General features: G+C 68.5%; 11 protein-coding genes. 9 read left to right on the top strand and 2 right to left on the bottom strand.

What is annotated here, in order from left to right:
* Positions 1-11 precede the first annotated feature (11 nt).
* Both HUA74_RS20200 and HUA74_RS20195 read left to right on the top strand, forming a co-directional pair.
* Positions 12-3,290, top strand: a complete 3,279-nt coding sequence (locus tag HUA74_RS20200; protein WP_254625142.1) for a chitobiase/beta-hexosaminidase C-terminal domain-containing protein — start codon at positions 12-14, stop codon at positions 3,288-3,290.
* Positions 3,291-3,403: 113 nt separating this feature from the next.
* Positions 3,404-3,862, top strand: coding sequence for an Rrf2 family transcriptional regulator (locus tag HUA74_RS20195; RefSeq protein WP_217440687.1), 459 nt, complete (start codon positions 3,404-3,406; stop codon positions 3,860-3,862).
* A gap of 21 nt (positions 3,863-3,883) precedes the next feature.
* Here HUA74_RS20195 and HUA74_RS20190 read toward each other — a convergent pair whose 3' ends face one another.
* The gene (locus tag HUA74_RS20190) at positions 3,884-5,482 is read right to left on the bottom strand and encodes an ABC-F family ATP-binding cassette domain-containing protein (RefSeq protein WP_141643735.1); all 1,599 of its coding nucleotides are present in this window, start codon (positions 5,480-5,482) and stop codon (positions 3,884-3,886) included.
* 212 nt (positions 5,483-5,694) lie between these two features.
* Here HUA74_RS20190 and tgt point away from each other — a divergent pair, with 212 nt between their 5' ends.
* From tgt to HUA74_RS20160, 6 genes are all read left to right on the top strand, one after another.
* Positions 5,695-6,864 carry a tRNA guanosine(34) transglycosylase Tgt gene (gene tgt, locus HUA74_RS20185; RefSeq protein ID WP_174455814.1) on the top strand — a complete coding sequence of 390 codons (1,170 nt, stop codon included), beginning with the start codon at positions 5,695-5,697 and terminating at the stop codon, positions 6,862-6,864.
* A complete protein-coding gene (locus HUA74_RS20180; protein ID WP_174455813.1) occupies positions 6,861-7,706 on the top strand; it encodes an MnmC family methyltransferase in 846 nt (281 codons plus the stop codon). The genes tgt and HUA74_RS20180 overlap by 4 nt, the downstream gene beginning before the upstream one ends.
* Positions 7,707-7,874: 168 nt before the next feature.
* The gene (locus HUA74_RS20175) at positions 7,875-8,402 is read left to right on the top strand and encodes a hypothetical protein (protein ID WP_174455812.1); all 528 of its coding nucleotides are present in this window, start codon (positions 7,875-7,877) and stop codon (positions 8,400-8,402) included.
* Between the two features lie 163 nt (positions 8,403-8,565).
* Positions 8,566-9,093: a hypothetical protein gene (locus tag HUA74_RS20170; protein ID WP_174455811.1), complete on the top strand. Its 528-nt coding sequence runs from the start codon at positions 8,566-8,568 to the stop codon at positions 9,091-9,093.
* A 221-nt stretch (positions 9,094-9,314) separates the two neighbouring features.
* Positions 9,315-9,842, top strand: a complete 528-nt coding sequence (locus HUA74_RS20165) for a hypothetical protein (RefSeq protein ID WP_174455810.1) — start codon at positions 9,315-9,317, stop codon at positions 9,840-9,842.
* A gap of 132 nt (positions 9,843-9,974) precedes the next feature.
* Positions 9,975-10,838: an alpha/beta fold hydrolase gene (locus tag HUA74_RS20160; protein ID WP_174455809.1), complete on the top strand. Its 864-nt coding sequence runs from the start codon at positions 9,975-9,977 to the stop codon at positions 10,836-10,838.
* 39 nt (positions 10,839-10,877) lie between these two features.
* Here the strand turns inward: HUA74_RS20160 and HUA74_RS20155 are convergent, their stop codons facing one another.
* Positions 10,878-11,729: a hypothetical protein gene (locus HUA74_RS20155; RefSeq protein WP_174455808.1), complete on the bottom strand. Its 852-nt coding sequence runs from the start codon at positions 11,727-11,729 to the stop codon at positions 10,878-10,880.
* A 214-nt stretch (positions 11,730-11,943) separates the two neighbouring features.
* Between HUA74_RS20155 and gspC the strand changes: the two genes are divergently transcribed.
* Complete coding sequence (gene gspC, locus HUA74_RS20150; protein WP_174455807.1) at positions 11,944-12,813, top strand: type II secretion system protein GspC; 870 nt, start codon at positions 11,944-11,946, stop codon at positions 12,811-12,813.
* Positions 12,814-12,886: the final 73 nt, after the last annotated feature.

The following is a 12,886-nucleotide window of genomic DNA, read 5'->3' as shown; positions in this document are numbered from 1 at the left end:
ATGGATTCGCGATGCCTCGGTTTGTGTCGTTCTTCTCTCGTTCTCTGTGGGGAGTGCTCTGCACGTTGGTGCTGACGAGCGCGTGCGGCGGAGGAGGCTCGGATCCCGTCCCCACGCCCCCCGGGTCCACGGACACCGTCGCGCCCACCACCGTGGCCTCTCCAGCGGGGGGACTCTTCAACAGCCCTCGCACGGTGACGCTCACCTGTGCTGACGGGACGGGCTCCGGCTGCGAGGCCACGTACTACACGTTGGATGGCAGTGCTCCGACGACGCGGTCCATCCGCTACTCGGACTTCGTCATGGTGGAGGCCAGCGCCACGCTGCGCTTCTTCTCCGTGGACCGGGCGGGCAACAGCGAGAGTGCGCGCTCGGCGGAGTTCGTGGTGGACGCGGACCCTCCGAAGGTCACCATGTCGCCGGGCTCGGGGATTTATGGCGTTCCGCTCGTCGTCACGCTGACGTGTGACGACGGCACGGGCTCCGGCTGCGCCCGAATCCACTACACGCTGGACGGCGCCATCCCCTTGGAGACCTCGCGACTCTATACGACGCCGCTCACGTTGCTGGCCGGGGCACGGCTGCGCTTCATCGCCCTGGACCGGGCAGGCAACGCCTCCGCGCCGGGAGCCGCGCTGTATACCGCCGACATGACCGGGCCGGACTCCGTCGCCACGCCTCGGGGGGGACTGTTCGCCGGCCCGACTCAGGTCGCGCTCGCGTGCAATGACGCGGGGGGCTCCGGCTGTGCTCGCATCCACTACACGCTGGATGGCAGGACGCCGACGATGGACTCCCAGGCGTACGGCGGCCCTCTTCAGCTCACCAACACCACCACGGTGGTGTTCGTCGCCGTGGACGTGGTGGGAAACCTTGGCGAGCTGGGCATCGAGACGTACGTCATCGACACCGTGCCGCCCACCGCCTCCGCGACGCCTCGGGGTGGCGCCTATTTCTCGGCGCAATCCGTGACGCTGCGCTGCGAGGACACGGGGGGCTCCGGCTGCTCCGCGCTGCACTACACGACGAACGGCACCGCGCCGGGCACCACCTCGCCGCGCTACACGGAGCCGCTGGCGCTTTCGGCGACGACGACGCTGCGCTTCCTCGCGGTGGATGGCGTGGGAAACGTCAGTCCCTCGGTGACGGAGACCTATTCCATCCTGGTGGACCCGACGGCGCCCACCACCGTGGCACAGCCCGAGGGGGGCGTGTTCCGGACCCAGCGGACGGTGACGCTGGCGTGCGGCGACGGCGCGGGCAGCGGCTGCGCGGGGACCTGGTACACGCTGGACGACAGCGAGCCGACGCCGACGACGGGAACTCCGTACACCGCGCCCCTCACGCTCTCCGCCAACACGCGCCTGCGCTTCGTGTCGAGGGATGTCGCCGGCAACCTGGAAGCGTCCCGCCTCCAGGTCTACACCTTCGACGTGTCGGCCCCGCTCACGCAGGCCGAGCCGCCTGGAGGTACGTTCAACGGCCCCGTCACCGTGCGGCTCACCTGCACGGATGCCCCCGCGGGGTGCGGCGAGACGCGCTACACGCTGGACGGCACGGCGGTCTCGAGCAGCTCGCCGCTGTACACCGCGCCCTTCGTGCTCGCGCGCAACACCACCGTGAACTTCAAGTCGGTGGACAACGTCGGGAACGAGGAGCTGGGGCGGCAGGAGATCTACACATTGCCCGACGTGGCCACTGTCGCGTCGCAGCAGATCGCCACCGTGCGTGCCGCGGCGGATGGCAACGTGCAGAGACTGCCCATTGACGGCGCCATCATCACCTTCGTCAAGCCCGGGGTGGGCAACCTGACGAATGACGGCCCGGGCATCTTCCTTCAGGCGACGCGCGAGGGACCGGCCCTGTTCGTGGAGTTGAACCCCTCCGCGGTTTCGCCTCCTCCGGTGGCGGGAGACTGGGTGGGCGTCCGCGTGCTCAATGTGCGCACCGGCAACGGCCTGCGCCGCGCGACCATCGACCCCAGCAGCTACACCGTGTTCGCCAGGGACTTCCCCGTGCAGACGCTGGCGCAGGATGTGAGCGCCATCGACCTGCCCATGGCTCTGGAAAACTTCGAGTCCGAGCTCATCTCCCTGCGCGGCGTCATCAGTGGCCCCTTCTCCGCCTCGGGCACGGACCACCTGCAGGCGCCCCTGACGACGGTGGGCGTCCCCGCGAACTCGTCCATCGCCGCCCAGCTCCGGCTGCGCATGGTGGCGACGGTGAACGACTCGCTGGAGCTGGTGCAGGGCTGCGACGTCTCGCTCACCTCTCCGCTGTGGCGTTTCGGGACGGTCTCCGCGTCGACGCAGCCTTCCCTCTGGGTTCCCGAACAGCTCACCGCGCAGACGTGTCCGCCCCCGAAGGTCCTCGGGGCGTTCGCGCTCTCCTCGACGACCGTCCTGGTGCGCTTCGACCGGCGGCTGGATGCGGGCAGCCTCCTGGGCAGCGGTGCGCAAATCACCATCCCCGGGCTCTCCGTCACCGGCGCGACGCTGCAGTCGCCCAAGGAAGTGGTCGTCACCACGCCGCCGCAGACTCCGCGAGGCAGCTACAGCGTCCAGGTCGCCGCGACGCTGCGGGACCTCAAGGGGGACGGCGTGCAGGCGCCGAACAACACCGCCTCCTTCCGGGGGTTCGCGACGCCCGCGCGGCTGCGAATCACGGAGGTTGCTCCCAACATGTCGTTCAACCGCGACCTGGTGGAGTTGGTCGTGCTCCAGTCCGGTCCGGTGACGGGCATGACCCTGATGCAGGACGGGGGCTCCGAGCCGCTCGCGACGTTCCCCGACGTGGAGGTGCAGGCTGGCGACGTCCTCGTCATGCACCTCAACCCGGACCCCGTGGGCGAGGCGGGGCCCCGTTCGGAGCTGAGCGGGCCCATGGAGCATCGCCGGATGCTGTATCCCGCGACGCATGACACCGCGTGGGACTTTCACAGCGGCGCCACCTTCAGCCTCCTCCCGGGCAACCGGGTGCTGCGCGTGCTGGACCCCTTCGGCGCCACGCAGGACGGCCTCGCGGTCTCCATTGGGACCAACACCTTCGCTGGCTTCCTGACGGACCTCGCGCTGCTCCAGTCCCTGGGCCAGTGGATACCCGCGACGTGTGGCGGTGCCCCCTGTACGTACTCTTCCACCCCTTCCGCCTGGGACATCACCGTCGCCTGGGCGCCCGCCTTCGCGTCGGCTGGAAAGCAGACGACCCTGCGCCGTGTCACCTCTGGAGACACCCACGCGGCCGGAGACTGGGCCGTGGGGACGGGTAGCTTTGGACTCGTGAATCCCTGAGTCCCGGGGCTCCCAGCGGACGAGCAGCCCGGCAGTCGGGGAATGCCGGGTTGCACGCCGTCAGGGCGGGCGATAGGTAACCATCGGAGTCTCCATTCCAGCCCGGAGGGTGAGTGAACAGCCGATTCACCATGGCGGCGCACATCGTCGCGATGCTCGCGAAGTGCTCCGGTGACGCGGCCGGTCCGCTGACGTCCGAGGCGATGGCGCGCAGCATCCAGACGAACCCCGTCGTGGTGCGGCGGCTCTTGGGAGACCTGGCGCGCTCGGGGCTGGTGGAGACGAAGCGGGGCGTTCGCGGAGGCGTGACGCTGGCCCGGCGCCCCGAGGACATCACCCTTCGGGACATCTACGAGTCGGTGGAGGAGGGCGCGGAGCTGTTCGGCAGGCACCCGGTGGGGCCCGCTCCGGACTGCGCCATTGGCCCCTGCGTGGCCGACTACCTGGAAGGTGTCTTCGGCCGCGCGGAGGCCGCGCTGAAGCAGAGCCTGGAAGGCACCACCGTGGCCCAGATGTCCGCGGACCTCAACGCCCGCTTCCTCGCGCTCAACCCGCCGGAGAAGACGGGCTGAGCGACAGGCGGGCCCTTCACGTCAGCGGCGCTGGGCCGCGACGGCCGCGTGCTTCTCGCGGAACTCCGCGTACGGTCCGTTGAAGTCGAGCACCTCGCGGCCCGCCTCGAGCGACCAGATGCGCGTGGCGACCTCGGAGATGAGCTCCTGGTCATGCGTCACGACGATGACGGTGCCTTCGTACTTCTGGAGGCCCTCGGCGAGCGCGGAGATGGACTCCAGGTCCAGGTGGTTGGTGGGCTCGTCGAGCACGAGGACGTTGTCCTGCATGATCATCAGCTTGGACAGCAGCAGGCGCACCGTCTCACCACCGGAGAGGGTGTCGGTGTTCTTCATCCGCTCCTCGCCGGAGAAGAGCATCCGGCCGAGCACGCCGGAAATCTCTTCGTTGGTGAGCTTGTCGTGCAGGTCGCGCAGCCAGCCGAAGCAGGTGGTGCCCTTGCGCACGACGCCGTGGTGGTCCTGCGGCAGGTAGCCGACGGAGGCCTGGTGGCCCCAGCCAATCTTGCCGGTGTCCGGCTCGAGCTGCCCGGCGAGCATCCTCACCAGGGTGGACTTGCCCACGCCGTTGCGGCCGATGACACAGACGCGCTCGCCCTTGCACACCAGCGCGTTGAAGGGGCGGATGACGGGCACGCCGTCGAAGGACTTGCTGATGCCCTCCACCATGAGCGTCTGCTTGCCGCTGACGACCTTCTGGTCGAAGCGGATGAACGGCCGCGCGATGTTGGAGCGCTTGAGGTCGTCCGACTTCAGCTTGTCGATCTGCTTGATGCGGCTCTGCACCTGCGAGGCGCGGGTGCCGGCGTGGAAGCGCGCCACGAAGTCCTGGAGCTGGGCGATCTTCTTCTTCTTCTCCTCGGTCTCGGACTCCACGCGGGTGCGCAGCTGGGACTTCTGCCGCACCATGTCGTCGTAGCCACCGTTGTACTGGATGATGGCCTCGTAATCGATGTCCGCGATGTGCGTGCAGATGGAGTTGAGGAAGTGCCGGTCGTGGCTGATGGTGATGAGCACGCCCTCGTACTCGTGCAGGAAGTTCTCCAGCCAGCGGATGGAGTCGATATCGAGGTTGTTCGTGGGCTCGTCGAGCAGCAGCCCCTCGGGCTTGCCGAACAGCGCCTGGGCGAGCAACACGCGCAGCTTGAGGCCGCCGGTCAGCTGCCGCATGGGGCCCTCATGGAAGGCCTCTTCGATTCCCAGGCCCGCCAGCAGCGTGGCCGCGTCGCTCTCCGCCGAGTAGCCATCCTCCTCGGCGATGACGCCCTCCAGCTCGCCCAGCCGGTTGCCGTCCTCGTCGGTGATGTCCGACTTGGCCAACAGCTTGTTCTTCTCCGACATGGCCGCCCACAGGGGCAGGTTGCCCATGAGCACGACGTCGAGGACGCGTTCCTCCTCGTAGCGGAAGTGGTCCTGGCGGAGGATGCCCAGCTTGCGCGGCCGGACGATGTTGCCCATGTCGGCTTCCTCGTCTCCGGCGAGGATCTTCATGAACGTGGACTTGCCCGCACCGTTGGGGCCGGTCAGGCCGTAGCGGCGGCCCGGAGAGAAGGTGACGTTGACCTCCTCGAAAAGCTTCTTGGGCCCGTAGGCCTTGGAGACGTTGATGACGTTGAACATGGCGGGCGCGTTGTAGCGGAATTGACGCGGAGCGGCCAAGGCTGCGTGGAATCGCGACCCATCCGTCTCGCGGTGACCTCATGAAACGCCCGGCAGGCGACGAAAAATGCCCTGAAATGGCGGGGTCTTGAGTCCCCGTCCGGCTGGCAGGCGGGGGGACGGGCGACAGGGGTGGACCATGGGGCGGGGATGACGGGTATAAGGCCCCGCCCATGGCCGTCCGCTTCGAACTCCTCACCACCGACCCCACCGGCGCCCGCGCCGGAGTGCTTCACACCCGGCGCGGCTCCTTCAGCACGCCCATGTTCATGCCGGTGGCGACCCATGCCGCCTTCCGGCATCTGGGCATGGAGGAGGTGAAGGAGACGGGGGCCAGCATCCTGCTGGCGAACACGTACCACCTGATGCTCCGGCCCGGCGCGGAGGTCTTCCAGCGCTTTGGCGGCATCCATTCCTTCATGCAGTGGGATGGGGGCGTGCTCACCGACTCGGGTGGTTTTCAAATCTTCTCCCTGCCGGAGGACCGGCTCATCACGGAGAAGGGCGCGCACTTCCGCAGCTTCTACGACAACAGCCGGCAACTGCTCAGCCCTGAGTCGAGCATCGCCATGCAGCAGTCCATCAACTCCGAAATCATGATGGTGCTGGACGTGTGCATCGACTCGCGCACGGACGAGGCGGGTACGCGCGAGGCGATGGAGCGCACGCACCGGTGGGCGGTGCGCAGCCTGGCGGCGAAGGCCAAGGTGGACACGGGCCAGGCGATGTTCGGCATCGTCCAGGGCGGCGTCTTCCCGAACCTGCGCGACGAGAGCGCGGAGTTCCTGACGAAGCTGCCCTTCGACGGCTTCGCCATTGGCGGGCTGGCGGTGGGGGAGACGAAGGCGGAGCGCGAGTCGATGACATTGCGCACCACCGCGTCGCTGCCGGCGGACAAGCCGCGCTACCTGATGGGCGTGGGTACGCCGACGGACCTCATCGAGGCGGTGCTGCGCGGCGTGGACATGTTCGACTGCATCATCCCCACGAAGATGGCGCAGCAGGGCTACGCGTACACCTTCCAGGGCCTGGTGCGCATCACCCGCAACGTGTTCCGGCTGGCGGACGAGCCGCTGGATGCCGAGTGTGATTGCTACGTGTGCAAGCGCTACACGCGCGGGTATCTGCATCACCTGATGCGCGGCAAGCACCACCTGGGATCGCGCTTCCTGTCGGTGCACAACGTGCGGCACTACCAGAAGCTGATGGCCCGCATCCGCGCGGGGATTCTCTCCGGCACCTACGAGCAGGTGGCGCGCGAGCTGAAGGTGGCCATCGCCACGCCCAAGGACCTGAAGGAAGGGGCGAGCGCGAACGAGGTGACGCTGAAGGAAGTCGGATGAGCGAGGAGGCCAACCCGCGCGACGGGGACTTCGAGCTCGTCACGCTGCGCAACGGCTCGCGCGCGGTGCGGCACCTGGGCCATGGCGAGGTGATGCACCCCTCGGTGGGCCCGTGGAAGGAGGCCCTGGGCCTCTACGTGGAGCAGCCCCGGCTGGGGGAGCGGCTCTCCCAGGAGGGCCCGCCGCTCGTCATCCACGACGTGGGCCTGGGGGCCGCCACCAACGCGGTGGCCGCGCTGACGTGCGCGCGGGAGTTGGGGGTCGCTCGGCGGCGGACGCTGGAGGTCATCAGCTTCGAGGTGGACCTGGCGCCGCTGCGGCTGGCGCTGGCGGACGCCGCGGGCTTCCCGTTCCTCCAACCGTTTCGTCAGGCGGCGGAGGCGCTGATGCGTGACGGCGTGTGGGAGGAGGACGGCCTGCGCTGGCGGCTGCACCTGGGAGACGCGGTGCCGTTCCTGGACGGGGCGTTGCCCGTGGCGGACCTGGTGTATTTCGATCCGTTCTCTCCCGCGTCGAACCCGGACATGTGGACCGAGGGCGTGCTCGCGCGGGTGCGCCGGCACTGCCGTGAGGATGGCGAGGGCGCGCTGCTGTTGACCTACAGCGCGGCGACGCCCACGCGGGTGACGCTGCTGTTGGCCGGCTTCTTCGTGGGGGCGGGTGCGTCCACGGGGACCAAGGGTGAGACGACGGTGGCCTCCACGCGGCGCGAAGCGCTGGCATCGCCGTTGGGTACGCGGTGGCTGGAGCGCTGGACGCGCTCGTCGTCCCGGGCGCCCCATGGCGCGACGTTGACGCCCGACGTCGAGGCCCGCGTGCTGGCCCATCCGCAGTGGCGTTGATTCAATCTCCGTGTGAGGGAATGGGCGCTCAATTCCTGCTCATGCAAGTTGATGCACGTGCGAGTGAGAGCGCGTCCCTTGGGACGAGGGTGCAATGGGAGCGGGTGAAGCGAACCGCTAAGAGGTGAGCGTCCGCGGGAGAGTCCAAGGCGGACGAGGAGTCTCGCCATGCGGCCTTTCTCGCATTCTCGCCTCGCTCCGCTGTTCTCGTCCTTCGTCGCGACCCTGGCGCTGTTCGCGGCGCCCGCGAGCGCGGAGTCGGTGCTGCTGACCTGCCCCGGCATCGTCCAGGCCCAATACTCACCGGGCATGACGAACGCGCCCCGGATGATCACCTCGACGGCGAGCGGGACGTTCGGCCCGTGCGTCGGGGTTCCGTTGTCACTCCTCTCGACCTCATTCGTGGCGGGGGGCATGGGCACGTTGAGCTGTGTGGGGGGCTCGAATCAGCTTGGCGCGCAGCTCAACTGGAGCGACGGTTCGGTCAGCCACCTGGACACGAGCATCCTCATCACCGTCAGGCCCTTGGGCGAGGTGGTGGCGACCTATTCGGGGACGGTGGTGGGCGGACGGTTCCAGGGGGCCAGCGTGCTCATCACCTTCGTGCTCGCTCAGACCCAGGTGCTGGGATGTTTCACGGAGGAGGGCGTCACCGCCACGGTGGGACCGACGGTCCTGACCATCACCGGCTCCTGAGCGGGAGACGCGTCTTGGGGGCCTCCAGCCGCTCCGGGACGTCTGAATGCATGGGGGAGTGAGAGCTTGTCCCTTGAGACGAGGGTGCAATGGGAGAGGGTGAAGCGAACCGCTAAGAGGTGAGCGTCCGCGGGAGAGTCCAAGGCGGACGAGGAGCCTCGCCATGCGGCCTTTCTCGCATTCTCGCCTCGCCCCGCTTCTCTCCTCCTTCGTCGCGACCCTGGCCCTCTTCGCGGCGCCTGCGAGCGCGGAGCCGGTGCTGCTGACCTGCCCTGGCATCGTCCAGGCCCAATACTCACCGGGCATGACGAACACGCCCCAGGTGGTCACCACGGCGGTGAGCGGGACGTTCGGTCCGTGTGTCGGGGTTCCTTTGTCACTCCTCTCGGCCTCGTTCGGGGGTGGGGGCACAGGCACCTTGAGCTGCCTGGCGGGATCGACCCAGGCGTCCTCGCAGCTCACCTGGAGTGACGGCTCGGTCAGTAACCTGAGCCTGAGCATCCTCGTCACCGTCAGGCCCTTGGGCGAGGTGGTGGTGGCCTATTCAGGGACCGTGGCGAGCGGACGGTTCCAGGGAGCCAACGTGCTCATGACGTTGGTGCTTGCGCAGACCCAGGTGACGGGATGTTTCACGGCCGAGGGAGTCACCGCCACGGTGGGACCGACGGTCCTGACCATCACCGGCTCCTGAACAGGGGACGCATCTTTGGGGCCCGCGTGCGGGCCCATCCGTGGTGGCGCTGATTCAATCCACTGGCGATGGAGGGTGTACTCAATCCCTGTTCATGCAAGGGAATGCATGGGGGAGTGAGAGCGCGTCCCTTGAGACGAGGGTGCAATGGGAGAGGGTGAAGCGAACCGCTAAGAGGTGAGCGTCCGCGGGAGAGTCCAAGGCGGACGAGGAGCCTTCCCATGCCGCTTGTCTTGCGTTCTCGCCGCGCCCCGCTTTTCTCCGCCTTCGTCGCGACCCTGGCCCTCTTCGCGGCGCCCGCGAGCGCGGAGCCGGTGCTGCTGACCTGCCCCGGCATCGTCCAGGCCCAATACTCACCGGGCATGACGAACGCGCCCCGGGTGATCACCGCGACAGGGGACGGGACGTTCGGCCCGTGTGTCGGGGTTCCGTTGTCACTCCTCTCGGCCTCATTCGTGGCGGAGGGCACCGGCATGTTGAGCTGCGTGAGCGGCACGAACCGGCTTGACTCGCAGCTCAACTGGAGTGACGGCTCGGTCAGCAACCTGGACACGAGCGTCGTCATCACCGTCAGGCCCTTGGGCGAGGTGGTGGCGACCTATTCGGGGACGGTGGTGGGCGGACGGTTCCAGGGGGCCAGCGTGCTCATCACGTTCGTGCTCACTCAGACCCAGGTGCTGGGATGTTTCACGGAGGAGGGAGTCACCGCCACGGTGGGACCGACGGTCCTGACCATCACCGGCTCCTGAACGGGGGACGCATCTTGGGGGGCTCCGGCCACTCCAGGACGGCTGGCGGCCCCCGCTGTGAGTGCCTCGCACCCGGTCCACGCGTCCGGGGCGCGAGACAGCGGGCGCGGTTCGCGGTATCCGGACAGGGCCATGAGCAAGGCCCTTCAACTGGATGACTGGGGCGGCACCGGCCCCGTGCTGCACCTGGCGCACGCCAACGGCTTTCCGCCGGGCACCTACCGCAAGCTCATCGAGCGCCTGAAGACGCGCTACCACGTCGTCTCGGTGCGGAGCCGTTGCCTCGTGCCGGGCTCGGACCCGCTGTCCATGCGGACCTGGAACGACATGGCGGACGAACTGGCGCAGGCCCTGCGCGCCGCCGGGCTGGAGGGCGTCGTCGGCGTGGGGCACAGCATGGGCGGCGTGGCGACGCTGCTCGCGTCCGTGAAGGACCCCGGCCTCTTCCGAGCCATCGTCACGCTGGACCCCGTGTTGTTCTCGGGGATGCGCAAGCTGGCGCTCGACGTGCTGACGCTGCTGGGCCAGCGCAGTCGTGTGCCTCCCGCGAGCTTCGCGTGGCGTCGGCGGGAGCACTGGAACTCTCGCGAGGAGGCCGCCACGAGCTACCGCAAGAAGCCCCTGTTCCAGAGCTTCGACCCGGAGTGCTTCCAGGACTACCTCACGCACGGACTGACCGAGGCACCCGAAGGCGGGTTCCGGCTGACCATCCCCCGTGCCTGGGAGGCCCGCGTCTTCGAGACGACGCCCGTGGGCATGTGGCGGGCGCTGCGCTCCATCGCGGTGCCCACCCTCATCGTGCGGGGGCGTGACACCCGCACGCTCGCGGAGTCGGCCTTCGCGCGTGCCCGGCGAGTGGTGCCAGGGGCCCGGCTCGAGGAGTTTCCCGGCGGGCACCTCTTTCCGCTGGAGGACCCGGAGGGGTGTGCCCTCCGCATCCTCGCGTTCCTCGACTCGCTGGAAGCGCCCGCCACACAAGCCCGGCAGGCGCGCTGAACACCGCGAGTGCCCTGGCCGGTGGGGCCAGGGGCGTGCTCACCGCGCCGTGTCGTCCACCACCGAGGGAGCCGCCGTGGGCTCCGGCGTTGGCACCGCATCCGGCGCCGAGGGAGGCAGCGCGGCCTCCCGCTGAAGGAGCGCCTCGAAGGCATCCACCATGGGGCTGGACGTGGTGCCGTCCACGACGCGCTTCCACTTCCCACCCGGGGCGCGGTGGGAATACCCACCCCAGAGGAGCTTGCCCCGCAGGCCCAGGAAGACCTCGTCGTTGGCGAAGCTCTTGTCTGCTTCCGCCTCCATCATCTCGAGCATCCGGATGCGGTCTCCATCGCTCACCTTCTTCAGGCGAGGGGTCTGCGCGGAGACGACGCGGATGAAGTGCTCCTTCACGGAGGCGGAGCTGGCGGAGACCGTCACCGACTGGTGGCCCTGCTCCTCGAACGCGGACTGAATCGTGGTCTCCACGGCCAGGTCCTCGGCCTGGGCCTCGAAGCGCTGGTCGAAGCCCTGCCTGCCCGCCCGCTGCTCCTGTTGCTGGGAAGAACCGCTCGAGTCACCGGTGCCGAGAGAGACCACCGCATTGACGAGGGGAAAGCCCACACAGCAGAACCCGAGCGCGGCCACCGGGAACAGGCCGCCCATCCGGTGCAGCAGCGGCGCCACGGGCACGGGGCCGACCTGTTGCTCCGGCACCTCCGTGTGCAGGTTGCAGCGCCCGCAGATTCGCACGTACTTCGTTCCCAGAGAGAAGAGGGGGAACCAGAAGACGTGAATCACCCGGTAGTGACGCTGGAGCCGCTGGGACGTCTCCTGCTGACAGTCCGGGCAGGGCGCGCGTTGCTCGCCGAGGTCCTGCTGTTTCGGCGAACTTCCAGAGATGATGAACATGCTCGGCTCCGCGAAGAAGAGGGGCGGCTGCTTACATCAGTGCCGACAGCAGCGTCCACCGTGACAGCCTGTCTCGGACACACCTCTGACCCGTGACAATCCAGGCATCCCCGCGAGGCCTCGTCGTGTGTGCCTTTCGCCCGCAGCGCGGTGTCCCCGACTGAGGGCCGGTGTATGCCATTCCCTGGCCCCGTGCTTGCTCTGGCGTGGTTCCATGAGACCTCTGCTCCAGAAGTACTTCTGGCTGGTGAGCTGTTGCTCCCTCCTCGTCGCCGCGTTGATTGCCGCGCGCACTGTCCACCTCGTCACGGAGTTCCAGCTCGCGGTTCCCGTCCCGGGGTTGGACTCGATGCCCGCGAAACCCATCCGGTTCGCCACCACGGAGGCGCGGCTCTCGCTTCGCACCGAGTCGCTGGCTCGTGTGCTCGGCATCAAGGAGAAGCCCTCGGCTGGGCCTCTTGCCCACAGCGGGCCCCGGAGGAGCGCGCGGCGCGCGAAGCTCGTGGGGACGCTGACGTCGCGCGAGCCCTTCTGGTCGCTCGCGTCCGTGGAGGACCTCGACAGCCGGCGCGTGCGCAGCCTCCGTGTGGGAGACGTGCTCCAGGACGCGGAGGTGGTCGTCATCGAACGGGAGCGCATCATCGTCACCCGGGAAGGACAGCAGGAGGTCATCGACGGCCAGGGACCCGAGGGGCCCCCGTCGACCGGGGCTCCAGTGGCCGCGGGCAGCGAGCGAGGGAGCGACATCCGGCGCGTGGGCGAGCACACCTACGAGGTGCCTGACAGGTACCTGGACCTCGACCAGTGGACCCAGGGCGCCGCGCTCACGCAGGCGCGCATCGTGCCGTCTTTCAAGGAGGGGAAGCCCCAGGGCTTCAAGCTCCTCGCCGTCCGGCAGGGGTCTGTGTACGAGAAGCTGGGCCTCCAGAATGGCGATGTCATCCAGCGCATCAACGGCGTCGCGCTCGATTCCACGGAGAAGGCGCTGGAGCAGTACATGCTGCTCAAGAAGTTCCGGCACCTGGAACTCGACATCGACCGTGGTGGCCTTCCGCTGCGCAAGGTCTACGACGTGCGACCGTGACACCTTGGGCCCGGTGAACTCGCCACCACGCGCCCGTCACATGAAGGGGAGCCAGGGAAGCAGGCGCCCGCGA

The sequence above is a fragment of the Myxococcus sp. CA051A genome, assembly GCF_013336705.1.
Taxonomy (GTDB): domain Bacteria; phylum Myxococcota; class Myxococcia; order Myxococcales; family Myxococcaceae; genus Myxococcus; species Myxococcus llanfairpwllgwyngyllgogerychwyrndrobwllllantysiliogogogochensis.
The sequence above is the reverse complement of the archived record's forward strand: the minus strand, read 5'-3'. Positions and strand labels throughout refer to the sequence as shown.